General features: G+C 70.6%; 24 protein-coding genes and 1 riboswitch. Of the genes, 6 read left to right on the forward strand and 18 right to left on the reverse strand.

What is annotated here, in order from left to right:
• Positions 1 to 154: 154 nt before the first annotated feature.
• The 5 genes from P8T65_RS06470 (at position 155) to P8T65_RS06490 (ending at position 4,668) form a co-directional block, all read left to right on the forward strand.
• Positions 155 to 2,083 carry a primary-amine oxidase gene (locus P8T65_RS06470; protein WP_316724410.1) on the forward strand — a complete coding sequence of 643 codons (1,929 nt, stop codon included), beginning with the start codon at positions 155 to 157 and terminating at the stop codon, positions 2,081 to 2,083.
• Positions 2,076 to 2,564: a hypothetical protein gene (locus P8T65_RS06475; RefSeq protein WP_316724411.1), complete on the forward strand. Its 489-nt coding sequence runs from the start codon at positions 2,076 to 2,078 to the stop codon at positions 2,562 to 2,564. The genes P8T65_RS06470 and P8T65_RS06475 overlap by 8 nt, the downstream gene beginning before the upstream one ends.
• Before the next feature lie 51 nt (positions 2,565 to 2,615).
• Positions 2,616 to 3,200, forward strand: coding sequence for a TetR/AcrR family transcriptional regulator (locus P8T65_RS06480; RefSeq protein ID WP_215454085.1), 585 nt, complete (start codon positions 2,616 to 2,618; stop codon positions 3,198 to 3,200).
• Positions 3,201 to 3,580: 380 nt separating this feature from the next.
• Positions 3,581 to 3,988, forward strand: a complete 408-nt coding sequence (locus P8T65_RS06485) for a helix-turn-helix domain-containing protein (protein WP_316731502.1) — start codon at positions 3,581 to 3,583, stop codon at positions 3,986 to 3,988.
• Positions 3,985 to 4,668: an IS630 family transposase gene (locus tag P8T65_RS06490; RefSeq protein ID WP_316724412.1), complete on the forward strand. Its 684-nt coding sequence runs from the start codon at positions 3,985 to 3,987 to the stop codon at positions 4,666 to 4,668. Before P8T65_RS06485 ends, P8T65_RS06490 begins: the two co-directional genes overlap by 4 nt.
• Before the next feature lie 62 nt (positions 4,669 to 4,730).
• Here the strand turns inward: P8T65_RS06490 and P8T65_RS06495 are convergent, their stop codons facing one another.
• The 3 genes from P8T65_RS06495 to P8T65_RS06505 form a co-directional block, all read right to left on the reverse strand.
• Positions 4,731 to 5,516, reverse strand: coding sequence for an SGNH/GDSL hydrolase family protein (locus P8T65_RS06495; protein WP_184903979.1), 786 nt, complete (start codon positions 5,514 to 5,516; stop codon positions 4,731 to 4,733).
• A 285-nt stretch (positions 5,517 to 5,801) separates the two neighbouring features.
• Positions 5,802 to 6,815: a M23 family metallopeptidase gene (locus P8T65_RS06500; protein WP_316724413.1), complete on the reverse strand. Its 1,014-nt coding sequence runs from the start codon at positions 6,813 to 6,815 to the stop codon at positions 5,802 to 5,804.
• 4 nt (positions 6,816 to 6,819) lie between these two features.
• Positions 6,820 to 6,978: riboswitch (cyclic di-AMP (ydaO/yuaA leader) on the reverse strand.
• Between the two features lie 302 nt (positions 6,979 to 7,280).
• Positions 7,281 to 9,356 (reverse strand): alpha-galactosidase, encoded by a 2,076-nt coding sequence (locus tag P8T65_RS06505; protein WP_316724414.1) that lies wholly within the window; start codon positions 9,354 to 9,356, stop codon positions 7,281 to 7,283.
• Positions 9,357 to 9,612: 256 nt separating this feature from the next.
• Here P8T65_RS06505 and P8T65_RS06510 point away from each other — a divergent pair, with 256 nt between their 5' ends.
• Complete coding sequence (locus P8T65_RS06510) at positions 9,613 to 10,410, forward strand: tyrosine-protein phosphatase (RefSeq protein ID WP_316724415.1); 798 nt, start codon at positions 9,613 to 9,615, stop codon at positions 10,408 to 10,410.
• 17 nt (positions 10,411 to 10,427) lie between these two features.
• Here the strand turns inward: P8T65_RS06510 and P8T65_RS06515 are convergent, their stop codons facing one another.
• The 15 genes from P8T65_RS06515 to P8T65_RS06580 all read right to left on the reverse strand — a co-directional run bounded on the left by P8T65_RS06515 (position 10,428) and on the right by P8T65_RS06580 (position 26,364).
• Complete coding sequence (locus P8T65_RS06515) at positions 10,428 to 10,550, reverse strand: DUF6126 family protein (RefSeq protein ID WP_184902031.1); 123 nt, start codon at positions 10,548 to 10,550, stop codon at positions 10,428 to 10,430.
• Positions 10,547 to 11,179: an XRE family transcriptional regulator gene (locus tag P8T65_RS06520; RefSeq protein WP_316724416.1), complete on the reverse strand. Its 633-nt coding sequence runs from the start codon at positions 11,177 to 11,179 to the stop codon at positions 10,547 to 10,549. Before P8T65_RS06520 ends, P8T65_RS06515 begins: the two co-directional genes overlap by 4 nt.
• Positions 11,180 to 11,272: 93 nt before the next feature.
• The gene (locus P8T65_RS06525) at positions 11,273 to 12,682 is read right to left on the reverse strand and encodes an aspartate aminotransferase family protein (RefSeq protein ID WP_316724417.1); all 1,410 of its coding nucleotides are present in this window, start codon (positions 12,680 to 12,682) and stop codon (positions 11,273 to 11,275) included.
• Positions 12,679 to 14,673, reverse strand: coding sequence for a 1-deoxy-D-xylulose-5-phosphate synthase (dxs, locus tag P8T65_RS06530; RefSeq protein WP_316724418.1), 1,995 nt, complete (start codon positions 14,671 to 14,673; stop codon positions 12,679 to 12,681). Before dxs ends, P8T65_RS06525 begins: the two co-directional genes overlap by 4 nt.
• Before the next feature lie 40 nt (positions 14,674 to 14,713).
• Positions 14,714 to 15,871, reverse strand: a complete 1,158-nt coding sequence (gene ispG / locus P8T65_RS06535) for a flavodoxin-dependent (E)-4-hydroxy-3-methylbut-2-enyl-diphosphate synthase (protein ID WP_316724419.1) — start codon at positions 15,869 to 15,871, stop codon at positions 14,714 to 14,716.
• Between the two features lie 4 nt (positions 15,872 to 15,875).
• Complete coding sequence (gene hpnH / locus P8T65_RS06540) at positions 15,876 to 16,907, reverse strand: adenosyl-hopene transferase HpnH (RefSeq protein WP_184902021.1); 1,032 nt, start codon at positions 16,905 to 16,907, stop codon at positions 15,876 to 15,878.
• Positions 16,908 to 16,912: 5 nt separating this feature from the next.
• Positions 16,913 to 17,557 (reverse strand): 1-hydroxy-2-methyl-2-butenyl 4-diphosphate reductase, encoded by a 645-nt coding sequence (locus P8T65_RS06545; RefSeq protein ID WP_316724420.1) that lies wholly within the window; start codon positions 17,555 to 17,557, stop codon positions 16,913 to 16,915.
• Complete coding sequence (gene shc / locus P8T65_RS06550) at positions 17,557 to 19,551, reverse strand: squalene--hopene cyclase (protein ID WP_316724421.1); 1,995 nt, start codon at positions 19,549 to 19,551, stop codon at positions 17,557 to 17,559. The genes P8T65_RS06545 and shc overlap by 1 nt, the downstream gene beginning before the upstream one ends.
• A 138-nt stretch (positions 19,552 to 19,689) precedes the next feature.
• Positions 19,690 to 20,835 (reverse strand): polyprenyl synthetase family protein, encoded by a 1,146-nt coding sequence (locus tag P8T65_RS06555; protein WP_316724422.1) that lies wholly within the window; start codon positions 20,833 to 20,835, stop codon positions 19,690 to 19,692.
• Positions 20,832 to 22,259, reverse strand: coding sequence for a hydroxysqualene dehydroxylase HpnE (gene hpnE, locus P8T65_RS06560; RefSeq protein ID WP_316731503.1), 1,428 nt, complete (start codon positions 22,257 to 22,259; stop codon positions 20,832 to 20,834). Before hpnE ends, P8T65_RS06555 begins: the two co-directional genes overlap by 4 nt.
• Positions 22,259 to 22,396: a DUF6380 family protein gene (locus P8T65_RS47205; RefSeq protein WP_399098453.1), complete on the reverse strand. Its 138-nt coding sequence runs from the start codon at positions 22,394 to 22,396 to the stop codon at positions 22,259 to 22,261. The genes hpnE and P8T65_RS47205 overlap by 1 nt, the downstream gene beginning before the upstream one ends.
• A complete protein-coding gene (hpnD, locus tag P8T65_RS06565; RefSeq protein WP_316724423.1) occupies positions 22,396 to 23,346 on the reverse strand; it encodes a presqualene diphosphate synthase HpnD in 951 nt (316 codons plus the stop codon). The genes P8T65_RS47205 and hpnD overlap by 1 nt, the downstream gene beginning before the upstream one ends.
• A complete protein-coding gene (hpnC, locus tag P8T65_RS06570; RefSeq protein WP_316724424.1) occupies positions 23,343 to 24,245 on the reverse strand; it encodes a squalene synthase HpnC in 903 nt (300 codons plus the stop codon). Before hpnC ends, hpnD begins: the two co-directional genes overlap by 4 nt.
• 429 nt (positions 24,246 to 24,674) lie before the next feature.
• Entirely contained in the window at positions 24,675 to 25,442 is a 768-nt protein-coding gene (locus P8T65_RS06575; RefSeq protein ID WP_316724425.1) for an ABC transporter ATP-binding protein, read from the reverse strand.
• On the reverse strand, positions 25,435 to 26,364 hold the full coding sequence (locus P8T65_RS06580) for an ABC transporter permease (RefSeq protein ID WP_316724426.1): 930 nt from the start codon (positions 26,362 to 26,364) through the stop codon (positions 25,435 to 25,437). Before P8T65_RS06580 ends, P8T65_RS06575 begins: the two co-directional genes overlap by 8 nt.
• Between the last annotated feature and the right edge of the window lie 14 nt (positions 26,365 to 26,378).

The raw sequence follows: 26,378 nt of genomic DNA on the forward strand, positions 1-26,378 counted from the left end.
TCAGTGCACTGCGAGGTGGCGTTCCGTGCACGGGCTCGGCTGAGCACGGTGCTCCGGGCGGGAAAGCCCCTGCCGGGCTCTGGACGGAGCACGGGCCGCGCGTTTTTCATCTACGCACGTTGAAAAAACGGCGGCCTCCCCCGGAAGGAACGCGATGACCTCCCCTGCCCCTCACCCTCTCGCACCGCTCACCCCGAGTGAGATCACCGCGGCCCGCGCGATCCTCGCCGAAGCCGGTCTGCTGACCGACACCAGCCGCTTCGCGTACCTCGGCCTGGAAGAGCCGGAGAAGGACCTCCTGATGGCGCACGCCCCGGGCGATCCCGTCGATCGTCGTGTGCGGGTCATGCTGCACGACACGGCGGGGGCGCCCGCGCATGACATCGTGCTCTCGCTGACCCGCCGCACGATCCACTCCGACCACCCGCTCGATGCCGTCAAGGACGGGCAACTCCCCATCCTGGAGGAGGAGTTCGATCTGATCGAGGAGATCGTGGCCGCCGACGGGGGATGGCGGGCCGCGCTCGCCAGGCGCGGCCTCGACGGGGCACTGGTGCGGGTCGCCCCGCTCTCCGCGGGGGTGTACACGGACGAGTACCCCGAGGAGGCCGGACGCCGTGTCCTGCGGGGCCTCGCCTTCGTCCAGAAGAACCCGGAGGACTATGCCTGGGGGAATCCGGTCGACGGCCTCGTCGTCTACGTCGACGTGCTGAACAAGGCCGTCGACCGGATCATCGACCTCGACCCGGTGCCGCTGCCCGATGTGTCCGTCGACTTCGGCGACCCGGCGGTCACCGGCCGCCGCACCAGCCAGAAGCCCATCGAGATCACCCAGCCCGAGGGGCCGAGCTTCACCCTCGACGGCAACCTCCTGGAGTGGGAGAACTGGTCCCTGCGGATCGGCTTCGACGCCCGCGAGGGCCTGGTCCTCCACCAGATCGCTTTCCACGACGGCGACAAGGGGCGCGACCGTCCCGTCATCCACCGCGCCTCGATCGCCGAGATGGTCGTCCCCTACGCCGACCCGTCGCCGGTGCGCTCCTGGCAGAACTACTTCGACACCGGTGAGTTCCTGATCGGCCGCATGGCGAACGCCCTCGAACTGGGCTGTGACTGCCTGGGCGACATCACCTACCTGGACGCCGTCATCGCCGACGACACGGGCGCGCCGCGCACCCTGCGCAACGCGATCTGTCTGCACGAGGAGGACCACGGCATCCTCTGGAAGCACACCGACCTGTGGACCGGCCGCGCGGAGACCCGCCGTCAGCGCCGGATGGTGCTCTCCTTCTTCACCACCATCGGCAACTACGACTACGGCTTCTACTGGTACCTCTACCTCGACGGCGCCATCGAGTTCGAGGCGAAGGCCACCGGCATCGTCTTCCCCTCCGCCTACCCGGGCCCCGGCTACCCGTACGCCTCCGAGATCGCCCCGGGGCTCGGCGCCCCGTACCACCAGCACCTGTTCTGCGCCCGCCTGGACATGGCCGTCGACGGCCCGGCGAACCGGGTGGAGGAGATCGACGCCGTCCGGGTACCGATGGGACCGGACAACCCGCGGGGCAACGCGTTCGCCTTCCGGCGCACACCGCTGCGCACCGAGTCGGAGGCCCAGCGGGACGCCGACCCCGCCGTCGGCCGGGTGTGGCACATCTCGAACCCCGAGTCTCTCAACTCCCTGGGCACGCCCGTCGGGTACACCCTCCACCCGGAGGGCAGGCCGACACTGCTCGCCGACCCGGGCTCGTCCATCGCCGCCCGCGCCGCCTTCGCCACCCGGCATCTGTGGGTCACCGCCTACGATCCCGGCGAGCGCTACCCCGCTGGCGACTTCGTCAACCAGCATCCCGGCGGCGCGGGCCTGCCCGCCTACACGGCCGCGGACCGTTCCCTCGACGGCCGGTCGCTCGTCGTGTGGCACACCTTCGGCCTCACGCACGCCCCCCGCCCGGAGGACTGGCCGATCATGCCCGTCGACCGCACGGGCTTCAAGCTCACCCCGACGGGCTTCTTCGACCGCAACCCGACACTGGACGTCCCACCGGCCGCGGCCGTCTCCCACGGCTGCTGCGATGCATGAACTGCTTGCGGTGGCCGGTCTGGCGGCGGCGGTGGTCTGCCTGGCCGGTCATCTGCCGGGGCCGGTGCGCGGCTGGGGGCCGCACGCCGCCGTCACGGTGGTGATGGCCGTGATGGTCCTGCCGGGCGAGCGGTCGGGCGGGGCGGCGCTCGCCGGTACCGCCGCCGTCGCGGCGGCCGCCGTGTGGCGGCTGTGCGCGGGGTGCCCGGGGCTCGGCAGAGCCGCCGAGACGGCCGACCTCGCGGCGATGGCACTGCTGACGGCGGCGGCCATGCCGTGGGGAACGGCCGTGCCGCACCACGGAGCCGGTGCCGGAACGGGGGCCGGCGAGCTCGCGCTGCTCGTGGCCGGCTGCTGGGCGGCGACGCGGACGGGGACCGTGATGTTCTCTCAACTACGCGGTGGACACGGCCCGTCGGCGCGACGGCAGGACGCGGCGGCGGTCCTCATGATCGCGGCGATGACCGCCATGGCATGGTGAAGCGGCACAGGCGGGCGCCGGTCCCGTCGGAGGAAGGGAGTCGGCGGGCTCATGCCGAAGATCGTCGACCATGACGCGCGCCGTCGTGAGATCGTCACGGCGGTGTGGGCGTTGATCGCCCGCGAGGGGCTCGACGCGGTCACGATGCGCGATCTCGCCGCCGAGGCGGGGTACGCCAACGGGGCCCTCGCCCCGTACTTCCGCGGCAAGGACGACATCCTGCTGGCGGCCTTCCAGTACGCGGTCGAGAGCACCGACGTGCGTGCCGCGCGGGCCATCGGCGACACCACCGGGCTCGTGGCGCTGCGCCGGCTGTGCCACGAGATCATGCCGCTGGACGAGACACGGCTTCTGGAGGCCCGGGTCGTCGTCGCGTTCTGGGGCCGTGCCCTGCACGACCCGCGGATGGCGACCGTCCACGTCACCGCCGTGCACCGGTGGCGGCAGCGGATGACCGACTGTCTGGCCGAGGCCAGGGCGGCCGGCGAGATCCGGGGCGCCGCGCCGGACGAGCGGAGCGCCGACGCGCTGCTCGCGGTGCTGGCCGGTTTCCAGGTCAACGCGCTGCTCGTACCGCACACCGCGACGCCGGACCACCAACGGGCCGCCCTCGACAGCCTGCTGGCGTCCTTCTAGTGCCAGGAAGGCCGCCCATTCATCTCATGAGCCCGAATCATGAACCCGAAGGTCCGCCCGGGACCTGCATGTGGGGGGCGTTCCTCGCCACCACCGCCCTGCGCGAGCGCGGCATCATTTCCGAAGATCGCCCGACGCGGCCAACCGCACGGCTCGGGCCTGGGCACAGTCCGGCAAGCAAGACGGAGAGGTATACGAGAGGAACCGGTGGTTGAGGCCTCCTAGTAGACTGTCGCGACTAAGTGTCGTTATGGTTGGTGGAGTTGGTGTCGGGCAGGCTTCGCTTGATGCTTCCGTCCGGCCGGGCAGGGGGTGCTGTGTCCTCGCAGAAGAAGTATCCGGTTGTCTTGAGTGCCGAAGACCGTCGGGCGTTGGAGCGTGTGACGACGACGGGGGTCCGCAGCGCGTCGATGATCAGGCGGGCGCGGGTGCTGCTCGCGTTGGACACCTCGGCCGGCGAGGTCGCTCCGCGGGCGGTGATCGCGGAGCGGGTCGGGGTCTCGTGCGATTCGGTCCGCCTGATCTCGAAGCGGTATGCGGAGACCGGCGGCGATGTGTGGGCCACGGTCGGCCGGAAGGAACGCGCACTGCCGCCGGTGCCCTCCCCGGTGACCGGCGAGGTCGAGGCAAGACTGATTGCGCTGGCCTGCTCGACGCCGCCCGAAGGACACGCCCGCTGGTCGCTGCGCCTGCTGGAGAAGCACGTCGCGCTGGCCGAGGACATCCCGGATCTGGACCACTCCACGATCGGGCGGGTCTTAAAAAAACGGAACTGCGCCCTCACGTGAAGAAGTGCTGGACCATCCCGCCGGCCGCGAACGCGGCCTTCGCCGCGGCGATGGAGGACGTCCTGGCGGTCTATCACCGGCCCTTCGACCCGGCGCGCCCGGTGGTGTGCATGGACGAGAAGCCGTACCAGCTGCTCGGCCACGTCCGTGATCCGCTCCCCGCGCGGCCGGGCCGTGACCGGCGCGAGGACAACGAGTACGTCCGCTCGGGGACCTGCTCGATCTTCTGCTGGGTCGAGCCGCTGCGCGGATGGCGGCGCGTGGACGCGCAGTCCCGCCGGACCAGGGTCGACTGGGCGCACCAGGTCGAGCACCTGCTGACCGTGGACTATCCCGACGCCGCCACGGTCGTGCTGGTGATGGACAACCTCAACACCCACACCACCGCCTCGCTCTACGAGGCGTTCGACCCGGCAAAGGCCTTCGCGCTGGCCCAGCGCCTGGAGATCCACCACACCCCCAAACACGGGTCCTGGCTCAACATCGCCGAGATCGAGCTCTCCGCGCTCACCCGTCAGTGCCTGGACCGCCGCATCGACGACCTCACCGTGCTCAACACCGAACTCGCCGCCTGGCAGCAGCACACCAACAGCAACCAGCGCCAAGTCGACTGGCACTTCACCACCGACGACGCACGCGTGAAACTGCGCCACCTCTACCCAACCACACGACGAAATTAAGCCGCGACAATCTACTAGGTTTCTCAGGCCACCGCTCGGCCCTCAAGCCACGAACTCGGCCCTCAAGCCACCGTCTCGATCCGCAACCTGATGTCGTCCGGCGACAGCTGCCCCTTCGCCGACACATGGTCCCCGGAGGACTCCCCCCGCAGCCGGCGACCGATCCACGGCACCAGATACTCCCGCGCCCACTGGATGTTGTCCCGCCGCATCTCCAGCGTCCCGCGCGGCGGCAACGGCGGCCACGGCTGATCGGGATCCGCCGGAACCTCGACCCCCAGCACCTGCCCGGCCCGCAGGGCGACCCGCGTGTGCCCCTCCGGGGAGAGATGCAGCCGGTCCAGGTCCCAGGCCCGCCGGTCCTGCACCGTCTTCAGCGACCACAGGTCCAGCACGGGGCACCCGTACCGGTCGGCGATGGCCCGGACATGCAGGTTGTACGTGGCGATCTTGCCCCGCAGATGCTTCAGCACCGGCACGTCACGGGTGTCGAACCCGGTCGTCACCATGACCGTGCCGACGGCCGAGGTGAGCCTGACGACCGCCCGCTCGAACCGCTCCGCGACCTCGTCGGGATCGGTGCCCGGCCGGATGATGTCGTTGCCGCCCGCGCAGAAGGAGATCAGATCGGGGGCGAGCTCCAGCGCCCTCGGCACCTGGTCCTCCACGATCTGGTCGAGGAGCTTCCCCCGCACGGCCAGGTTGGTGTAGTCGAAGTCGCCCTCGGGCAACCGGTCCGCGAGAAGCACCGCGAACCGGTCGGCCCAGCCGACGAACCGCCCGTCGGGCCCGGGATCGCCGACGCCCTCGGTGAAGCTGTCCCCCAGCGCCACGTACGACCCGATCATTGCTTTGCTGCCCTTCGAATCGTCTGTCACATCGGGCCATGATTCACCTTCGGATGTGACCTACGCGACCGTAACAAGGGCTTGACGGACGGTGAGATAGACCACGTGTCAAGTGTCGATCAACCCGGAATACCCGGGCCCCGTCAGTGGAGCCCCCCATACCCGGAAGCCCTCGAACCGGAAGTGGCCCCAGTGGTCCGGCCCGCGCCCGCGGCCCTTCCCGGGAACGCCGAAGGCCGGACCCCGGTCATGGGGTCCGGCCTTCGGCGGGTGCGGCGGCGTGGATCAGATGCCGACGCCCTTCGAGCGGAGGTACGCCAGCGGGTCGATGTCCGAGCCGTAGTTCGGGCTGGTGCGCATCTCGAAGTGGAGGTGCGGTCCGGTGACGTTGCCGGTCGCGCCCGAGAGGCCGATCTGCTGGCCGCCGCTCACGGACTGGCCGGCGGAGACGGAGATCGAGGACAGGTGGGCGTACTGGGCGTAGTAGCCGTCGGCGAGCTTGATGACGACCTGGTTGCCGTACGCGCCGCCCCAGCCGGCCGAGACGACGGTGCCCGCGCCCACGGCCTTCAGGCTGGTCCCGGTCGGGGCCACGAAGTCGACGCCCGTGTGGTAGCCACTGGACCACATGCTGCCGGCGGCCTTGTACGCGGTACCGACGGTCGCGCTCAGGATGGGCCGGCTGAAGCCGGAGGCGTTGGACGACGACTGGCCGCTGCCCGTGGAGGTCGACGCCCGGGTGTCCTTCGACTCCTGCTTCGCCGCACCCGAGGACTTCGAGGACTTCGATGTCTGGGAGGACTCGGCGGGCTTCGAGGACTGCGACAGCTGCGGCTTGGAGGACGAGCGCGACGTCTCGCTCGACGCGGCCCGCTCACCGATGGTGAGCTTGAGCCCCGGGTGGATGAGCGAGGGGTCGGAGCCGACCGCCTCACGGTTGTCCGAGTACAGCTGCTTCCAGCCTCCCTCGACGTCCTGCTCGTCCGCGATCTTCGCGAGGTAGTCGCCGACCTTGACCGAGTAGGTCTTGGGAGCCGCCTTCTTGGTGGTGGTTCTCTCCGCCTGCGCGGCCTTCTCGGCCTGCTCGATCCGTGCGCCCGCCTCGGCCGCGGCCTTCTCGGCGGCGATCGTGGTCGCCTTCTCGGAGACACCGGAGACGGTGGCGCTCGGGGTCGCGGCGTGGACGCCTGCGGCTCCGATCAACGGCAGCGCGAGCGCCGCGCCACCGGTCCCGGCGGCGGCGATCGAGCGGGTGAAGCGCTGGGACTTCGGACGGCGGTGCTTACCCTTCGCGGGCATGGCGAATTCCTCTCCGGCGCCTGCGAGGTGAGCTGTCGGGTGCGGACTGGAGATGTCCGGCCGTGCTTGCGCACGGCTTTACCCCTAGCCGTTCCGGAGACCGGAACAGGCGGTGATTCCTGTGGGTCCCCCGCTCCTGCCGTGGATCGGGTCGGTACGCGGCTCCGGTCGGCGGCAGGATTGGGCGTCCGTCCGGATTGACGCCGAACGTAAGCGACTTGTGCCCACAGAGACAACCATTGGGACTTCCTGTGCCTCTTCCTCCCTGATCCTTACTTCAATTCGCCATCACGCTCCGTCAATGACCGGTCTAGCGCGTATTCCAACCTCCCTGGAAATCAGCGCGAATTACGTGGACATGTCGGCAACGGAACGTCACGAATATGACGCTGCTCACGCACCTACGGCCCAGTAAGCTTTATTCCAGGGCTTGTTGGAATTACAGCTTCATTTCGGGCAGATCGCTCAAGTGCGACGTAGGCGGATAACCTTCGCATCGAAGTCGCCGCGCAACCCCGTCGGCAATCCATGGTGCGCCAGCACGGCACCTCGGTACGTTTCGCCCGTTTCGCGGCACTCGTACGTCGCCCCCGGATCCAGCCCGCGCAGCCGGAGCGGGGCGAGCGACTCTCCGTAGTGCTGGGCCTGGAGCAGCGCGAGGACGACCACCTCGTCACCGTGGACGTACTCCACGGCGCTCAGTCCTCCCGTCGGCGGCCGCAGCCGGTACAGGTCGCCCCGCTGCACGACCGGCCGGATCTCCTTGTACAGCTCCACCCACTCCCGGGCCTCGACCAGCTCCCCCTCGCTCCACTCGGTGAGGTCGCCGCCCACGCCGAGCACACCCGCCATCGCACTGACGAACCGGAACCGCAGCGAGCTGGCGCGCCCGTTGAGCTGGTTGTTCGGGCTGTCGGTGACCCACGCGGCCATGCTCCGGGCGGGATGGATCTGGCTGAAGCCGTGCTGGATGGCGAGCCGGTCGAGCGGGTCGGTGTTGTCGGAGGTCCACACCTGGTCCGTCCGCGCCAGGACCCCGAGGTCGATCCGGCCGCCGCCACCCGAGCACGACTCGAACGCGACCCCCGGGTGGGCGGCCCGCAGCCGGTCCAGCAGGGCGTAGAAGGCGTGCACGTGCTCCACCCACAGCTTCTGCGGATAGGGCTCGCCGGGCCAGCCGGCATCGGTGAAGCAGCGGTTGAAGTCCCATTTCACATAGTCGATCGGGGCGCTGGACAGGAGGGTGTCGAGCCGTTCCCAGAGGTATTCCTGGACGTCCTCGCGCGCGAGATTAAGTACGAGCTGATTGCGCAGCTCCGTCCGCTTTCGCCCCGGTTGGAACTGCGCCCACTCGGGGTGCGCCCGGTACAGCTCACTGTCCGGGTTGACCATTTCCGGCTCGACCCAGATGCCGAACTGCATCCCGAGGGCGTGCACCTGCTCGGCGAGCGGCTTGAGTCCCTTCGGGAAGCGGTCCGGATTGGGGGTCCAGTCGCCGAGGCCGGCCCGGTCGCTGGTCCGCGCCCCGAACCAGCCGTCGTCCACGACGAACAGCTCGACCCCGATCGCGGCGGCCCGCCGTGCGAGCGCCCCCTGCTGTTCCTCGGAGATGTCGAACTCCGTGGCCTCCCAGGAATTGAAGAGCACAGGCCGATCCCGGTCCGCGTCCGGGATGACATACGCCCGCTGGTACGCGTGCCAGGCGCGGCTCGCCCCGCCGAAGCCGCCGTCGCTCCACAGGCCGGCGAAGACGGGCGTGGTGAACGTCCCGCCCGTCTCCAGCAGCAGAAGTCCGGACTCGTCGTAGCCGGCGCCGCCGGTGATCTGCACACGGGCGTCCGGGAGTTGGGCCACCGCGATCCGCCAGGAACCCGACCAGCCCAGGGCGCAGCCGTAGACCTCGCCGCGCTCCTCGATGGCGTCGGTGTCGAGGGCGACCCAGGGCAGGTGCTGATGACCGGTGTGTCCGCGCCGGCTGCCGAGGACCTTCTCGCCGTAGGTGAGGTCGGCGCGCACGAGCCGGGACTCGGCCGCCCACCGCCCGTGCAGCTGGGAGAGACGCCAGGTGTCCTCCTCACGCCGGGGCAGCGTCCAGGTCGCCGAGTCGGCCCGCAGCAGCTCCGCCGCCGGGCCCTCGTTGACGAGGGTCACCCAGCGCTCGACCACGTCGTCGCGCATCCGGTAGTGCAGGGTGATCCGGAGTCCGTCGTCGGTGAAGCGCAGCCGCAGCTCGTCGCCGTCGGTCTCGTACTCCTGGAAGGTCCACTCGGTGCCGCGTCGCTTCTCCGTGCGCACGGAGAGCGCGGGGCGGGTGAAGCGAGGTCCGCCCTCGACCGGGTACTCCTCGTGTCCGTCGACCGGGGCCTCGAAGGGCCGGTACGGCAGCCGCTGCCGTGCGGCCAGCTCCTCTGCGTCCGCGAGGGAGATCCGGGGACCCCAGTGCAGGTGCAGCAGCTCGTCGTTCTCGGTGAGCCGCAGGGCATAGCTGCTCCCGGGTCCGCTGAGAAGCCAGGTCCGGCCGTCAGTTCCGATGTCCAACATCAAGCCCTCACAGATTCGAACAGGTGCGATCGGGTTCCGACATCATCGCAGGTCGCCGCGGGCGCTCGACGGCGCCTGTGGACAACCGCCGAGACGCCGGCACAGCGGCCTGTGGACAACTGCTCGGGGCTCGGGCGCCCGGCTGTGGACAACTCATTGGTGTACGCACCCATGTCGTATCGTCGAGTGCGCGCCTCGATGCCGAGTGCGCGGCCGTCGGCGGCCCGCGCGGACGGCCGGATGGGAGGGAGCCCCAGTGACGCAGCAGATCCCGTCGACCGAGCCCGAGCTGACCGGAGTGCGCAATTTCCGCGATGTGGGCGGCCTGCCGACCGTGGACGGCCGTCGGGTGCGTCACGGGGTGCTGTTCCGCAGCGGCCACCTGGCGCACGCCACCGACGAGGACGCCGCGTTCCTGGCCTCCCTGGGCCTGCACACCGTCTTCGACTTCCGTAACGCGGCCGATCAGAAGCTGGAGGGCCCGGATGTCGAGCTGCCCGGCGTCCTCAATGTGAACCTGCCGCTGAGCGACCCGGCGGACGGCGCCGAGTTCTGGAAGATGGTCCGCGACGGCGACTTGGACCAGCTGCGGGACCTGTTGGACGACGGCAGGGCGGCCGGCCGGATGATCGCCTCCTACCGGCGGATCATCAAGGACCGCACGGCCGAGCACTCCCGAGTGCTGCACGCACTGGCCGAGGACAGCGTGCCCGCGCTGATGCACTGCGCGGCGGGCAAGGACCGCGCGGGCCTCTCCGTCGCCATCACACTGCTCGCCCTCGGTGTGGAACGCGAGGCCATCGTCGCCGACTACCTGGAGTCGAACGCCAAGCACCGCCGCTACAAGGTGCACCGCAGCAGCACCGCGGCCAGCGCCTACTCCCCGGAGGTCATGGAGCTGCTGAGCCCGCTCTTCGACGCCCGCGCCGAGTACCTCCAGACGGCCTTCGACACCGTCGAGGAGACCTGGGGGGACGTGGACACGTATCTGGAGCAGGGCCTGAGAGTCACCCCGGAGACCCGGGAGCGGCTGCGCGAGCGCCTGCTCGACTAGGCCCTTCTGATGAGCCGTTACTGGTTGGCGCCCACCTCGAACAGCAGATAGATGAAGGCCGCGAAGACATGGCCGACCGCGATGTAGATGATGAGCCGCACCCACAGGGCGCGGGGGAACTTCTCTTCCAGGTCGCTCATGGCGTCTCTCCGGAGATGGTCGGCCCGAGGCACAACGCGGCGTTCGGGCTCTGCAGCAGGGTGTGGACGAACAGGAGGTCGGCGCCGTCGTGGTCGGCGGCGGCGATGCGGTGCGGGGTCAGCGAGTCGAAGTGCGCGCTGTCCCCCGGCTCCAGCAGTTGCGCGGTGTCCCCGAGGCGCAGCCGCAGCCGCCCCTTGAGGACGTACAGCCACTCCTCGCCGGGATGCACCCGCACGATGTCGCCCTGCGAGCCGTGCGGCACATGGACGCGCAGCGCCTGCATCCCGCGCCCGGACGCGCCCGCCTGCCAGTACGTCCAGCCGCCGGCCCGGGTGGGCTCCATGTCGGACGCCCGTACCACGGCGTCCCGTTCGGCGACGGTCTCGCCGAGCAGTTCGGAGACGGTCGTACCGTAGACGCGGGCCAGCGCGAGCAGCATCGGCAGCGAGGGCTGGCGCTGTCCGGTCTCCAGCCGGGAGAGGTGGGCGGGTGACAGCCCGGCGGCGCGGGCGGCGGCCTCCAGGGTGAGGGCGGCCCGGCGGCGCAGGCCCCGCAGCTGCGGGGCGACGGCGGGCAGTTCCGTGTCGACCGGGGGCTCGGGAGGGTGCGTACCCTCGGAGGGGCTCATGCCCTCCATTCAGCCGCACCTTTGCCTCAGCGGCAAATTTCTTGCCTCAGAGGCAAACCCCGGCGGGACCGCACCCCCGACCGCCCCCGCGGTTCAGCGGTTGGCGACCGCCTGCTTCACCAGTGTCCTGCCGAAGTCCCACATCAGTCCGCCCCCGTTGTGCGCGTCGTCCATCACCTCCGTGAAGGCCGCGACGAACCGGTCCACCTCCCGTTCCCCGATGATCAGCGGTGGGATCAGCTTGATCACCTCCAGGTGGTCGCCCGAGACCTGGGTGAGGATGCGGTGCCGTCGCAGCAGCGGTACGACGACCATCTGGGCGAAGAGTCCCTTGCGGGCCGCCTGGAGCATGGTCCAGCGGCCGCGCAGCTTGAGCGAGCTGGGCCTGCCGAACTCGATGCCGATCATCAGACCACGACCGCGTACGTCGCTGAGCAGCTCGTACTTGTCGACCAGGGCCGTGAGCCTGCTCTTCAGCAGTTCCCCGGTGGTTCGGGCGTGCGCCACGATCCGCTCGTTCTCCATGACCGAGAGGACGGCGAGCCCGGCGGCCATGGCCTGGGCGTTGGAGCCGAAGCTCGCGGAGTGGACGAGGACCCGGTCCATCGACGAGTAGACCTTCTTGAAGATCCAGTCCTTGCCGAGGGTCGCGCCGACGGGGACATAGCCGCCGGAGAGCGCCTTGGCCACACAGACCAGGTCCGGTTCGACGCCGTCCTCGTGCTGGTAGGCGTAGAAGTCCCCGGTGCGGCCGAGCCCGGTCTGCACCTCGTCGACGATCAGCAGGGCCTTGTGCCGGTGCAGCAGTTCCTGGGCGGCGCGCAGATAGCCGGGCGGCGCCTCGTGCACGCCCTTGCCCTGGATGGGCTCGACGACGAGGGCGGCGACATCGCCCTTGCGCGCCTCCCTCTCCAGCGCGTCGAGATCACCGAGCGGTACGGCCGTGTCGGGGAGCAGCGGTGCGAAGCCGTCCCGGAAGCCGTCCTCGCCGTTGACGGAGAGCGAGCCGGTGGTGAGTCCGTGGAAGGCGTGCTCGCAGTAGAGGACGCGGGGTCTGCCGGTGGCGTACCGGGCGAACTTCAGCGCGGTCTCGACGGCCTCCGTGCCGCTGTTGCCGAAGAACACCCGGTCCAGGTGCGGGCTGTGGGTGAGCAGTCTCTCAGCGAGCAGTCCGGGCAGCGGCTGGCAGTCGAAGCGCGTCAGGTCGGCGAGCCCCGCGTCGAGCACGTCGTGCAGGGCCTTGCGGACCACGGGGTGGTGGCGGCCGAGCCCCATCACCCCGAACCCGGCGAGCATGTCGAGGTGGTCGGCCCCGTCCGTGTCCCAGAAGTACGCGCCCTCGGCCCGCTCGTAGACCTTGTCGAAGCCGATGGTGTGCAGCATGCGCGGGAGTTGGTGGTTGAGGTACCGGGCGTGGAGTTCGTAGCGTTCGGCTCCACGCTCGGCGAGGAGTGCGCCGAGGTCGAACTGCTCGGTGTCCGGCGCTGGTTCGAGGGTGGTCATTCCGGTTTCTCCTCGGCGGGTTCGGGCTTCGACGGGGGGTGCTCGGCGAAGTCGTCCCGGGCGGCCAGCGACGCGCTGATCCGTCCGGCGATCTCGACCGGCGTCAGCCCTATGTCCGCCAGCACCTCCGCGCGTTTGGCGTGCGCGAGGAACTGCTCCGGGATGCCGAACCGCCGTACGGGTACGTCGACCTCGGCGTCCCCCAGGGCGAGGGCGACGGCCGAACCGACGCCGGCGGCACGGCTGTTGTCCTCCACGACGGCCACCAGCCGGTGTTCGTCGGCGAGCCACGGCAGCGCCGGATCGACCGGCTTGACCCAGCGCGGGTCGACGACGGTGCAGCCGATGCCCCGTGTCCGGAGCAGTTCGGCGGTCTGGAGACACACCGACGCCATCACACCGACGGCGACGAGCAGCACCTGCGGGCGCTCCGAGGACTCGGCGGTCCCCTCGGACGGGGAGAGGGTCCCCCCGGACGGCGAACGGGTCCTCCCGGACGGGGAGCGGTACAGCACGTCCATGCCGCCCACCCGCTCCAGGGACGGGATCTCCGGCCCGACCGACTCCTTGGGGAACCGGATCAGGGTGGGGGCGTCGTCCACGGCCACCGCTTCGCGCAGCTGTGCGCGCAGTTGCTCGGCGTCGCGGGGGGCGGCGATCCGCAGCCCCGGGACGACCTGGAGGACGGACATGTCCCACATGCCGTTGTGCGACGCACCATCGACACCGGTCACCCCGGCGCGGTCCAGGACGAAGGTGACTCCGCACCGGTGCAGGGCCACGTCCATCAGCAGTTGGTCGAAGGCCCGGTTGAGGAAGGTCGCGTAGACGGCCACGACCGGATGCAGCCCGCCCGTCGCCAGCCCTGCGGCCGAGACCGCGGCGTGCTGCTCGGCGATCCCGACGTCCCAGACCCGATCGGGGAACTTCTCCGCGAACCTGCCGAGGCCCACCGGGTGCAGCATGGCGGCCGTGATCGCCACGACGTCCTCGCGCTCGTCCCCGATCCGCACGATCTCGTCGCCGAAGACCGACGTCCAGGACGGTCCCCCGGCGGGCGTGAGCGGTTCGCAGGTCAGCGGGTCCATCACGCCGACGGTGTGGAAGTGGTCCTCCTCGTTCGCGAGGGCGGGCTCGTAGCCGCGGCCCTTCTGCGTCAGGCAGTGCACCAGGACGGGCCCGTGGAAGCGTTTGGCGCGGCGCAGCGCGGACTCGACCGCCCTGGTGTCGTGTCCGTCGATCGGTCCGACGTACTTCAGGCCCAGGTCCTCGAACATGCCCTGCGGCGCGAAAGCGTCCTTGAAGCCCTTCTTCGCCCCGTGCAGCGCCTCGTAGACCTCCCTGCCGACGATCGGGGTGCGCAGCAGGACGTCCTTGCCCCAGGCGAGGAACTGCTCGTAGCCGTCGGTGGTGCGCAGGGTCGCGAGGTGGTTGGCCAGGCCGCCGATGGTGGGCGAGTAGGAGCGTTCGTTGTCGTTGACGACGATGATGAGCGGCCGGTCCTTGGCGGCGGCGATGTTGTTGAGGGCCTCCCAGGCCATACCGCCGGTCAGGGCGCCGTCGCCGATGACCGCGACGACATGGCCCTCCTCCCCCCGCACCTGGCGGGCCTTGGCGAGGCCGTCCGCCCAGCCGAGGGCGGTGGAGGCGTGGCTGTTCTCGACGATGTCGTGCTCGGACTCCTCACGCGAGGGGTAGCCGGACAGGCCGCCCTTGCCGCGCAGCTTCGAAAAGTCCTGACGGCCCGTCAGAAGTTTGTGCACATAGCTCTGGTGACCGGTGTCCCAGACGATCCGGTCCACTGGTGATTCGAAGACCCGGTGGAGCGCGACCGACAGTTCCACCACCCCCAGGTTGGGCCCCAGGTGACCCCCGGTCCTGGCGACCGCGTGCACCAGGAACTCCCGGATCTCATCGGCCAGTTCCCCGAGTTCCGCCTCGGTCAGCGCCTTCAGGTCGCGCGGTTGCCGGATGCTCTCCAGAATCGTCACGTCGGGCCCCCTCTCGGTCCGTGCTCTTCAGCCCGTGTCGTCAACTCACGGTGACCGCCGGTTCCCCCGACGCGACGCCGTCCTTCTCCATCTGCTCGGCGATCTTCATCGCCTCGTCGATGAGGGTCTCCACGATCTTCGACTCGGGCACGGTCCTGATGACCTCGCCCTTGACGAAGATCTGCCCCTTGCCGTTGCCGGAGGCGACCCCCAGGTCCGCCTCCCGCGCCTCCCCGGGGCCGTTGACGACGCAGCCCATGACCGCGACCCGCAACGGGACCTCCATGCCTTCCAGACCGGCGGTCACCTCGTCCGCCAGCCGGTACACATCGACCTGCGCCCGCCCGCACGAGGGGCACGAGACGATCTCCAGCCGCCGCTGCCGCAGGTTCAGCGCTTCCAGGATCTGGATGCCGACCTTGATCTCCTCGACCGGCGGGGCGCTCAGCGAGACCCGGATCGTGTCGCCGATCCCCTCGCTGAGCAACGCCCCGAAGGCGACGGCGGACTTGATCGTGCCCTGGAAGGCCGGACCGGCCTCCGTCACGCCCAGATGCAACGGGTAGTCGCACCGGGCGGCAAGCTGCCGGTACGCCTCGATCATCACGACGGGGTCGTTGTGCTTGACCGAGATCTTGATGTCCCGGAAGTCGTGCTCCTCGAACAGCGACGCCTCCCACAGCGCGGACTCCACCAGCGCCTCGGGCGTGGCCCTGCCGTACTTCTGAAGCAGCCGCCGGTCGAGCGAGCCGGCGTTGACCCCGATCCGGATCGGGGTGTCGTGGTCCTTCGCCGCCCGCGCGATCTCCTTGACCTTGTCGTCGAACTGCTTGATGTTGCCGGGGTTCACCCGTACCGCCGCGCAGCCGGCCTCGATCGCCGCGAAGACGTACTTCGGCTGGAAGTGGATGTCCGCGATCACGGGGATCTGCGACTTGCGGGCGATGGTGGCGAGGGCGTCCGCGTCGTCCTGCGTGGGGCAGGCGACCCGGACGATCTGGCAGCCGGACGCGGTGAGTTCGGCGATCTGCTGCAGGGTGGCGCCGACGTCCGACGTACGGGTCGTCGTCATCGACTGCACCGACACCGGGGCCCCGCCCCCCACGGCCACCGGGCCGACCTGGATGCGCCGCGAGGTGCGGCGCTGCGCGATCGGCCGGACGGGCAGCTCGGGGACGCCCAGCGACACGGCGGTCATCACATCACCCCTGGTTCCCGTGGTTCGAGGAGACGGTCTCGCGCAGGGCGCGCAGGGATTCCTTCAGCGATCCCATGGTGGCGAGGACGGCGGTCGGTTCGTAGCCGCAGTGCGCCATGCAGTTGGCGCAGCGCGGGTCCTTGCCCCGGCCGTACGCGTCCCAGTCGGTGTCCTCGATCAGTTCCCGGTACGTCGTGACGTACCCGTCGCTCATCAGGTAGCAGGGCCGCTGCCAGCCGAAGAGCGAGTAGTTGGGGATGGCCCACGCCGTGCACGGGAAGTCGACCCTGCCCTCCAGGAAGTCGAGGAACAGGGGTGAGTGGTTGAGCCGCCAGCGCCGCCGGTTGCCGCCGGAGAAGGCCTTCTTGAACAGTTCGCGGGTCTGCTCGACGCCGAGGAAGTGCTCCTGGTCGGGGGCCTTCTCGTAGGCGTAGGCGGGCGAGATCATCATCTCGTCGACCTTGAGGTCGTCGTTGAGGAAGTTCAGAACCTCGATGACGGTCTGCGGGGTGTCGGTGTTGAAGAAGGTGGAGTTGGTGGTCACCCGGAAGCCGCGCCGCTTCGCCTCCTTGATGGCGGCCACGGCCTCGTCGAACACCCCCTCCTTCGCCACGGACTCGTCGTGCCGCTCCCGCAGCCCGTCGATGTGCACCGCGAACGCGAAGTACGGCGAGGGCTTGAACTTGTCCATCTTCTTGCGCATGAGCAGGGCGTTGGTGCACAGGAAGACGTACTTCCGCCTCGCCACCAACTGCCGCACGATCTCGTCGATCTTCGGGTGCATCAGGGGCTCGCCGCCGGCGATCGACACCATCGGCGCGCCGGACTCCAGAACGGCGCCCACGGCCTGCGCCACCGGCATGCGCTGCTTCAGCACACCCGCCGGGTGCTGGATCTTGCCGCAGCCCTCGCACTTCAGATTGCAGGCGTAGAGCGGTTCCAGCTCGACGATCAGCGGGAACTTGTCCCGCTTGCGGAGCTTCTGTTCGGCGAGATACGTCGCCACCTTGATGGACTGGCGGAGCGGCATGGCCATCTGGCTCACCTCCTGGGGAGCAGCAAGGAACGGTGCCATTCGTAGTAAGCGGGGAGGACAGCACGAAGGACGCGGAAGGCTGATATTCCACCGCGTACCGTGCCGATCCGGACCAGTTCATGTTCTGGAGCGTCCACGACCACCCGGACGGCCGCAACCGGGCGTGCGCCCGATCTCACGGCGCGGTGGAGCGTGACGGCGGATTCCATGTCGACCGCGATCGCGCCGGTCGCGAACAGGTCCGACCGTTCCTGCCCCCGTACGACATGGTCCGATCCGGTGAGCGGGCCGGTGTGGATCGTGCGCCCCGGTACGGCCTTCGCCAGCTCCTTGACCAGCAGTTCGGTACCCACGCAGGGCGTGACGGCGCCGTCGGGTCCCCGGGCCTCCTCGGCGACGACCAGGTCGCCGGGGTGCATGCCCGGGGCGAGTCCGGCGCAGAACCCGGTGGCCAGGACCGCCGCGTCGCGCATCTCGGGGCCGGCGAGCAGCCGGGCGACGGACCGCTCGGCGGCCCGGGGCCCCATGCCGGTGCGCAGGACGGTGACCGGGCCCCCGGCGCCGCCCCGGTCGCCGCTGCGCAGGGCGAGGTGCTCGATGCCGAGCGCGCAGGCGATCAGCAGCGGGACCGGGGCGGCGGGCGTGTCCATCAGCGGCCCTGGGCTGTGAGGACCGCCGGTTCGCCGTGGACGTACCGGCCGAGCGCCGTGAGCGGGAAGACCTGCCGGTAGAGGTGGTAATTGATCGAGAAGTCCCAGGGGAAGCCGGTGCCGGTGAAGTACGGCTCGTCCCAGGAGCCGTCCTCCCGCTGGGTCTGGGCCAGCCACTCGACGCCGCGTTCGGTGGACTTGGCGTCCCGCTCCCCCGCCGCCAGCAGCGCGAGCAGCGCCCACGCGGTCTGGGAGGCGGTGGAGGCGCCCTTGCCGCCCCACTCGGCGGGGTCGGGGTAGGACCGCAGGTCCTCGCCCCAGCCGCCGTCGTCGTTCTGCACGGTCTCCAGCCAGGCCACGGCCCGGCGGATCGCGGGGTGCGCGGCGGGCAGCCCGGCGGTCACCAGCGCGGGGACCACCGAGCCGGTGCCGTACACGTAGTTGACGCCCCAGCGCCCGAACCACGCGCCGTTCAGCTCCTGTTCGGCGAGCAGCCACTCGATGGCGCGCCGGGTGCGCGGGTCGTGGGACAGGCCCTCGACCGCGAGCATCTCCACCACGTGCGCCGTGACGTCGGCGGAGGGCGGGTCGATGACCTCGCCGAAGTCGCAGAACGGCAGCCGGTTGGGGAACGGGCTGGTGTTGTCGACGTCGAAGGCGCCCCAGGCCCCGTTGCGCGACTGCATGCCGACGGTCCAGCGCACCCCCCGCCGGACGGCCTTCGCCACGCGCTCCGGGTCGGGGTGGGCCACCCGGCGCAGCGCGAGGACGACCTCGGCGGTGTCGTCGATGTCGGGGTAGTTGTCGTTGTGGAACTCGAAGGCCCAGCCACCCGGCGGGAGTTGGGGACGCTTCACCGCCCAGTCGCCGGGGCGGACGATCTCCTCCCCGAGCATCCAGTCGGCGGCTCTGACGAGTTGGGGGTGGTCGGCGGGCAGGCCCGCGTCGGCGAGCGCGATGGTGGCGAGGCAGGTGTCCCAGACCGGCGACTGGCAGGCCTCGATCATCCGGGCCCCGTCCTCGCGCCACACGGCGAACCGGTCGAGCGACTCCAGCCCGGCGCGCATCACGGGGTGGTGGAGGTCGTAGCCGAGCAGGTGCAGCGCGATCAGCGAGTACACGGCCGGGGGCTGGATGCCGCCCCAGCAGCCGTCGTTCTCCTGCCGTTCGACGATCCAGCGGGCCGCGCTGTTCATCGCGGCCTTGCGCAGCCGCTTCAGCGCCACCTTGTGGTAGCCGTGCAGGAGCCGGTCGATCCTCTGGAAGGCACCCTCCCAACTACCCAATGGATCAAGGGGCTTGGGCGGGTTCGGGCGCCCGGGGTCGGTGTGCAGCTCGTCCAGCGGGAACGGCGCGGGCCGCACGGGACGCTTCGCCGAGACCACCGTCAGCGGGACGATCGTCTGCCTCGCCCAGCAGCCGAAGTCGTAGATGTTCAGCGGCATCCACTTCGGGAACCAGATGATCTCCGGCGGCATCTCTGGCAGGTCGTCCCACTTCCACCAGCCGAACAGCGCCAGCCAGATACGGGTGAAGACCCGGGCTGCGGCGATCCCGCCCCGCTCGCGGATCCACGCGGAGGCCCGCGCCATGTGCGGCGCGCCGGGGTCGTCCCCGGCCAGCCGCAGCGCGACGTACGCCTCGACGGTGGCGGAGAGGTCGGGCGGGCCGCCGTGGAAGGTGGCCCAGGTTCCGTCCGGGCGCTGCTCGCCTCTGATGAACAGGGCGGCCGCATGGGTGGTCTTCTCGTCGCGGATGCCGAGGAACTGACGGAGCAGCAGGTCCTCGGCGTCCATGGTGACGTTGGTCTCCAGGTCGCCCTTCCACCAGCCCTGGGCGTCCTGCCGGGCGAGGAGGAAGTCGGTGGCGCGTCGTACGGCGAGCGCGGCGGCGTCCTGGCCCCCTGCCGCCGGCGGGGTGTCCTGGTCGGTGTCGCTGGCCGAGGGGGCTCGGGGCGGCAGTGCCCCGGTGCTTCCGTCGGTCGTCGCTGTCATGGCTTCCCCTTCGTGCAGTGGACGGATCTCTCTGCGGTGGGTCAGCCGTCGGCCGGTGCGTGTCCGGTGACGGGGCACCGGCCGGCGACTACGCGAGGGCTATTCGACCGATGACGGTCGGCTCCTGGGGGATGGCAATCATCTCTTCCGTACGACGACGAAGTCCGCGAGGGCCGCGAACTCCTCCCGGACCCGCTCGGGCATCCGGATCGAGTCCAGCGCATCGACGGCGATCCGGTGCTGGCGGCGTGCCTCCTCGACGGCCCACTCGCGGCCGCCCGCCTCCTCGATGAGGGCGGCGCGCGCGGCGAACTCCGCCTCGGAGAAGTTCTCGAAGTCGCTGGCCTTGGCGTCGGCGGCGAGGAGTTCGCCCAGCTGCTCGGAGGCCGGGCCGCCGGCCGCGAGCGCGGCCACGACGGGCAGGGACTTCTTGCGCTGGCGCAGATCGCTCCAGGTCTGCTTGCCCGTGGACACCGGGTCGCCCCAGATGCCCAGCAGATCGTCCACGGCCTGGAAGGCGAGGCCGAGGTGGTAGCCGTACCTCTCCAGCGTGTCGGCGGTGTGGTCGTCCGCACCTCCGAGGACCGCGCCGATGGAGCAGGCGCAGGCGAGCAGGGCGCCGGTCTTGTTGCCCTCCATCTCCAGGCACTCCTCGACGGTGACCCGCTCGCGGTGCTCGTAGGAGATGTCCTGGGCCTGTCCGTCGATGAGCGCGCGGGTCGCCGTGGTGACGCGGCGGGTGGCGCGGGCCGCCTCGGCGGTGCCCAGTTCGAGGAGGATCTCGTTGGCCAGGACCATCAGCGCGTCGCCGACGAGGATGGCCTGCGCGGGGCCGTGCACCTTCCACACGGTGTCGCGGTGGCGGCGCTGCTCGTCGCCGTCCATCAGGTCGTCGTGCAGCAGCGAGAAGTTGTGCACCAGCTCCACGGCCACCGCGCCGGGGATGCCGACCTCGGGCGCGGCGCCGGTGACCTCGGCGGACATGACGGCGAGCGCGGGGCGTACGGCCTTGCCGCCGTCGCCGTCCGCCGGGTTGCCGTGGGCGTCGATCCAGCCGAAGTGGTAGGCGGCGACGGTGTCCATGGGGGGCGCCAGCCGGTCGACGGCCGCCCGCAGCACGGGGGTGGCCAGGGTCCGCCCGCGCTCCAGGAGCGCGGTCACGTCCACCGCGGTCCTCGCGGCGGCCGTCACGGCCGGGGGCACAGTGGGCACAGTCTCTCCAGAGGTCGATGTGTTCGCGGTACCGAGAGTGCGGTCGCCGGTCCGGTGTGCTTCGAGCGTCATGCCGCCTCCTCGTGGTCGAGGAGGCGGTTCCGGGGCCGGCCCGGAGCGGCGAGGGCGGCCTCCGCCGCCGCGATGCCGCTGCGAACCGCACTCTCCATGGTCGCGGGCCACCCGGTGGCGGTCCACGCTCCGGCCAGGTACAGGCCGGGTGCCTTGGTGCGGGCGCCGGGCCTGAGCCGTCCGACGCCGGGGGTGGGAGCGAAGGTCGCGGTGCGCTCCCGGGTCACGAAGAAGTCCTTCACAGCGGCGCCTCGCGTGCCGGGCAGCAGCCGTTCCAGCTCGGGCAGATACCGCTCGCGCAGGACGGAGACCGGTGCGTCGATCTCGTTCCGCGCGGCCGACTGCGACAGCGCCAGGTACTGGCCCTCTCGCAGGCCCGAGGCCTCGGTCCGGTCGAAGACCCACTGGACGGGTGAGCCGAGCGCCGCGAAGAACGGCCGGCCGAGCACCTTACGGTCGTAGACCACATGGACGTTGAGGATCGGGGCGGTGCCGATCTCCAGCAGCCGCCCGGGCTCGTCGAGGGCTCCCTCGGGCAGCAGGTCGTACGTCTCGCACTGGGGCACGGCGAGCACGACGGCGTCCGCGTCGAGGGTCTCGCCGGGCACCTCGACCCGCCAGTTCCCGTTCTCCGTACGGGAGACGGAGGTGGCGCGGGCGCGCAGCACGGTGCGCACGCCCGCCGAGTCCAGCGCCTTGCGGGCCTTCCGGTCGTGCAGCTCACCGAGCGGCACCCGGGCCCAGCCGATGTCGGCGGCGCCCGGCTCGGACAGCAGGCCCGTCTTGAACACCATCGCGGCGAGCGCGAGGGAGGCGTCACCGGCCACCGCGTTGAGTGTGGCGACCCCCACGAGGTCCCACAGCGCCTCGACGGCCCGCGCCGACTGCCCGTGCGCGGCGAGCCAGCCGCCGAAGTCCTGTGCGTCCAGGGCCGGATCGGCGAGGTCGAGCGCCTTCAGCGCCAGCGCGGCCCGCCCCACTCCGGCGCGCTCGGTGAGCGAGAGATGGGTGTACGTGGCGAGGCTGCGCCCCAGGTGCAGCGGTACGGGCAGCGCGTCGCGGCGCAGTCTGCCGAGCCGCCTGCCCGGCCGTCCCTCGGCGTCGAGAACGGGCACGTCGAGACGATCCTGCACGGGCGCGAGCGCGGCGGCGTCGACGCGGTCGAGGAACCAGCGGTAGGCGGTGCAACACCGCAGGTACACGTGCTGTCCGTTGTCGACGGTCAGGTCGCCGCGCTGGAAGGAGAAGGCTAGTCCGCCGAGGCGGGGCCGTCCTTCCAGAAGGGTGACCCGCGCGCCGGCGTCGGCGAGCGAGAGCGCGGCGGTGATGCCCGCGAGCCCTCCGCCGATCACCACGGCCGTGCTGCGGGGCCGGTCCTCACGGTCCGTTCCCCTCGGTTGCCGGGACTGCGTGCCATCGGTCATCATGCACCCTCCCCTGCCGGTCCGCCGGGGTGCCGGAGCGGTTCGCGGCGGACCGTCGCAGTCTGGGACGCCCCGCCGGTGCGGAGGGTTGCGTACCACTTTTCGCCGATGGGTTCTCCTTGGACCGGATTGTCCATCAGACGCGCCTCCTGACGGTACGGCGTGACACATGGCGGGCGTCCAGACCCGACAGGCCGCGTACGGCGACGTACGCCTTCTCCCGGCCGGGCAGCGAGACGCGCCCGCGCAGCACCGCCTCCGGCTCGCGCTCGATGCGGTCGAGCAGCCGGCGGTAGATGCCGGCCATGGCGGCGACACAGGCGCCGCTGCGGCGGTCGAGCATCGGCAGCAGCCGGTACCCCTCGGCGAACAGGGCGCGGGCCCGGCGCACCTCGAAGTGCACCAGGCCCGCGAAGTCGGAGTCCGCGGGTGGCAGGGGCCCGGCGAACCCGGCCGAGCAGCCGAACTTCGCGAGGTCGTCGGAGGGCAGATAGGTTCGCCCGCCCTGCGCGTCCTCCCGAACGTCCCTGAGGATGTTGGTCAGTTGGAGGGCGAGGCCGAGGGTGTCGGCGTACTCCGGCGCGCGTTCCGCGCCGCGCGCCCCGGGTTCGGTGCCGAAGACGCCGAGCGAGAGCCTGCCGATGGCCCCCGCGACGCAGCGGCAGTAGACCTTGAGGTCTTCCCAGGTCTCGTAGTGCTCCCCGTGCACGTCCATGAGGACGCCGTCGATGAGTTCGTCGAGGGCGTCGAGAGGGATCGGGAAGGCGGCCGCCGCGTGGGCGAGGGCGACCGCGACGGGGTCCGTGTCGTCCTCGTCGACGGAGCCGCTCCTGACCCGGGTCAGCAGCACCCTGGTCTCCTCCAGCCTGCCCGCCTTGACCTCGATCGCGAGGGCACCGTCACCGATGTCGTCGACGCGCCGGGAGAAGGCGTACAGCGCGGACATCGCGCGGCGCTTGGGCGTCGGCAGCAGCCTGATGCCGTAGGCGAAGTTGCGGGCCTGCTGTCCGGTGACGGCCTCGCAGTAGCTGTAGGCGGCGAGTACCGGCGCGGACACGTGTGGTTCCGACTCCACGGTCCGGATCACCCCTCTCCTCGCAGGGTCGCGCCCACCTCGCGCAGCAGCCGGAGCTTGCCGGGCTTGGGCGGGCCGGGAAGTACGTCGAATGCGGCGGCGGCGATGGCGTGGACCGCCGCCCTTCCTCCCGCCACGAACCCCGCGAGGAGCAGCCTCAGCCTGCCGTGGACGCTGCCCACGAGAGGGGCGCCCTCGTCGAGGAGAAGGCGGGCGCGTTCCGCCTCGTACGCGATCAGGGCGCGCACCGACGCGCCCGCGGTGGGCGCGGCGAGGTCCTTCTCCTGGACGTGGAAGCGCTTCATGTCCGCGGCGGGCAGATAGATCCGGTCACGGCCCAGGTCCTCGGCGACGTCCTGGAGGTGTTCGACGATCTGCAGCGCGGTGCAGATCGCGTCCGAGTGCCGGACCCGCTCGGGGGTGGTCGCGCCGGTGACGGCGAGGACCAGGTGGCCGACGGGGTTGGCGGACAGGGCGCAGTAGGCGAGCAGGTCGTCGTAGGTCTCGTACCGCTTGACCAGCTGGTCCTGGCGGTTGGCGGCGATCAGCGCGAGGAACGGCTCGGGGGTGAGGCGGTGGCGGCGGACGGTGTGCCGCAGCCCGCGCAGCAGGGGGTGGTTCGGGGTGCCGTCGAAGACCTTGCCGAGGTCGGCCTCGAAGGCGTCCAGGAGGAGCAGTCGGTCCTCGGCGTCCTGCGGGGCGAGGCCGAGGAGGCGGGCGTCGGCGCCGCCGGGGGCGAGATCGCCGTCGCCGATGTCGTCGACGAGGCGGGCGAAGCCGTAGACGGCCATGAGGTCGTCGCGCCAGGCCCGGGGCAGGAAGAACGGGGCGACGGGAAAGTTCTCGGCCCCGGCCTTGTCGAGGGTGTCGCGCTCCGGGTTCCCGGTGCGCGCCGTCCCGGTTTCGGTCACCGCTCGTCACCCGGCGCGGGAACGGCAGAAGCGTGGTTGCGCTGGGGAGTCTCCGTAGCCATGGCCGTCACATCTCCCGTTCTACACTGCCGACCCAATACGCACTATTTCGGACACGCCGCCCAGTGGGCGGCGTCTGCGGCGGATGCCGGGTGTCGCGCATTATGGACCCACTTGCCGCGATTCGGCACCGGTACAGCTTACGTTGTACAACGCACCATGCTTCGTGGGGGTGTCCTGCACATCACAAGAACGCACCGATTGCCCCCAAGATTCCTATGGGCGGCCGGAGTTGACGCTTCCTTGCCAAAGTTGGCGTTTCCTTTGCGGATGCCGCCCCCAGGCTGCCGGACGAGCGCCCGCCCCGGTCTCCCTTGCAGACGCCGGGCCCCGCCGGAGCAGTTCCGGCGGGGCCCGGGTCGTGCGGGACTACTTGCCCGTGAACTTCTCGTACTCCTTGAGCACCTCGTCGGTCGGGCCGTCCATGCGCAGTTCGCCGCGCTCCAGCCACAGGACGCGGTCGCAGGTGTCGCGGATGGACTTGTTGTTGTGGCTGACCAGGAAGACCGTGCCGGCCTCCTTGCGCAGCTCGCGGATGCGGGCCTCGGAGCGCTTCTGGAAAGCACGGTCACCGGTGGCGAGGGCCTCGTCGATCATCAGCACGTCGTGGTCCTTCGCGGCCGCGATGGAGAAGCGCAGGCGGGCCGCCATGCCGGAGGAGTACGTGCGCATCGGCAGGGTGATGAAGTCGCCCTTCTCGTTGATGCCGGAGAAGTCGACGATCCCCTGGTAGCGCTCCTTGATCTGGTCGCGGGACATGCCCATCGCCAGGCCGCCCAATATGACGTTGCGTTCGCCCGTGAGGTCGTTCATCAGGGCGGCGTTCACGCCGAGCAGCGAGGGCTGGCCGTCGGTGTAGACCTTGCCCTTCTCCGCGGGGAGCAGACCCGCGATCGCGCGCAGCAGGGTGGACTTGCCGGAGCCGTTGGAGCCGATCAGGCCGATCGCCTCGCCCCGGTAGGCGACGAAGGAGACGCCCTTCACCGCGTGCACCTTGCGCACGCCGCGCTCCTCGCCGCGCTTGAGGATGCGGCTGAGGGCGGCGGTCGCGCTGCCCTTGCCGGTCCTGGCGCCGTTGACGCGGTAGACGATGTGCAGTTCGTCCGCGATGACGGTGGGGATGAGTGACTCAGCCACGGCCGTACCTCTCCTCCGCCTTCCAGAAGTACACGAAGCCGCCGAGCGCGATCAGCACGGCCCAGCCGAGTGCGACCGCCCACACGTGCGGGGGCAGGTTCTCGCGGCCGTAGCCGTCGATCAGCGCGAAGCGCATCAGGTCCATGTAGATCGCCGCCGGGTTCCACTGGAGGACGTCCGCGATCCACTTGGGGTGGTCCTCCAGCATCACCGGGATGGAGAACATGACGCCGGAGGCGTACATCCAGGTCCGCATCACGAACGGCATCAGCTGCGCGAGGTCCGGGGTCTTGGCGCCCATCCGGGCCATGATCAGCGCGAGCCCGGTGTTGAAGAGGAACTGCAGCACCAGCACGGGCAGGATCAGCAGCCAGGACAGGCGCGGGTAACTGCCGAAGCCGACCGCGACGCAGAACAGCACGATCATCGAGAACATCAACTGCTGGAGCTGCTGGAGCGCGAAGGAAATGGGCAGCGAGGCCCGCGGGAAGTGCAGGGCGCGCACCAGGCCCAGGTTTCCGGAGATCGCGCGGACGCCGGCCATCACCGAGCTCTGGGTGAAGGTGAAGACGAACACACCCGTGACCAGGAACGGGATGTACACCTCGCGGGGCATGCCGCGATCGGCACCCAGGATGAGGCCGAAGATCAGGAAGTACACCAGCGCGTTGAGCAGCGGGGTGGCCACCTGCCACAGCTGGCCGAGCTTGGCCTGGCTGTACTGCGCGGTGAGCTTCGCCTGGGAGAAGGCGAGGATGAAGTGGCGCCGCCCCCACATCTGGCGGACGTACTCCACGAGTCCGGGCCGGGCGCCGCTCACGGCGAGCCCGTACTTGGCGGCCAGTTCCGTCGCGGAGAGCCCGTCGTCGGGCGACGGACGGTCGCTCACCACAACCCTGCCGTCATGCGTTGTCTCACTCACAAATGGAAACTTTC

This window comes from Streptomyces sp. 11x1, assembly GCF_032598905.1.
Lineage (GTDB): Bacteria > Actinomycetota > Actinomycetes > Streptomycetales > Streptomycetaceae > Streptomyces.

What these genes read in the sequence shown, in the direction of transcription:
- P8T65_RS06495 (WP_184903979.1), bottom strand. Translation starts at nt 5,516, where the DNA reads ATGATCGGGTCGTACGTGGCGCTGGGGGACAGCTTCACCGAGGGCGTC.
- P8T65_RS06545 (WP_316724420.1), bottom strand. Translation starts at nt 17,557, where the DNA reads ATGGACACGCCCGCCGCCCCGGTCCCGCTGCTGATCGCCTGCGCGCTC.
- P8T65_RS06525 (WP_316724417.1), bottom strand. Translation starts at nt 12,682, where the DNA reads ATGACCACCCTCGAACCAGCGCCGGACACCGAGCAGTTCGACCTCGGC.
- P8T65_RS06475 (WP_316724411.1), top strand. Translation starts at nt 2,076, where the DNA reads ATGCATGAACTGCTTGCGGTGGCCGGTCTGGCGGCGGCGGTGGTCTGC.
- P8T65_RS06505 (WP_316724414.1), bottom strand. Translation starts at nt 9,356, where the DNA reads ATGTTGGACATCGGAACTGACGGCCGGACCTGGCTTCTCAGCGGACCC.
- ispG (WP_316724419.1), bottom strand. Translation starts at nt 15,871, where the DNA reads ATGACCGCCGTGTCGCTGGGCGTCCCCGAGCTGCCCGTCCGGCCGATC.
- P8T65_RS06480 (WP_215454085.1), top strand. Translation starts at nt 2,616, where the DNA reads ATGCCGAAGATCGTCGACCATGACGCGCGCCGTCGTGAGATCGTCACG.
- hpnH (WP_184902021.1), bottom strand. Translation starts at nt 16,907, where the DNA reads ATGGCCATGCCGCTCCGCCAGTCCATCAAGGTGGCGACGTATCTCGCC.
- P8T65_RS06470 (WP_316724410.1), top strand. Translation starts at nt 155, where the DNA reads ATGACCTCCCCTGCCCCTCACCCTCTCGCACCGCTCACCCCGAGTGAG.
- P8T65_RS06555 (WP_316724422.1), bottom strand. Translation starts at nt 20,835, where the DNA reads ATGACGCTCGAAGCACACCGGACCGGCGACCGCACTCTCGGTACCGCG.
- shc (WP_316724421.1), bottom strand. Translation starts at nt 19,551, where the DNA reads ATGACAGCGACGACCGACGGAAGCACCGGGGCACTGCCGCCCCGAGCC.
- hpnE (WP_316731503.1), bottom strand. Translation starts at nt 22,259, where the DNA reads ATGACCGATGGCACGCAGTCCCGGCAACCGAGGGGAACGGACCGTGAG.
- P8T65_RS06500 (WP_316724413.1), bottom strand. Translation starts at nt 6,815, where the DNA reads ATGCCCGCGAAGGGTAAGCACCGCCGTCCGAAGTCCCAGCGCTTCACC.
- P8T65_RS47205 (WP_399098453.1), bottom strand. Translation starts at nt 22,396, where the DNA reads ATGGACAATCCGGTCCAAGGAGAACCCATCGGCGAAAAGTGGTACGCA.
- P8T65_RS06520 (WP_316724416.1), bottom strand. Translation starts at nt 11,179, where the DNA reads ATGAGCCCCTCCGAGGGTACGCACCCTCCCGAGCCCCCGGTCGACACG.
- P8T65_RS06515 (WP_184902031.1), bottom strand. Translation starts at nt 10,550, where the DNA reads ATGAGCGACCTGGAAGAGAAGTTCCCCCGCGCCCTGTGGGTGCGGCTC.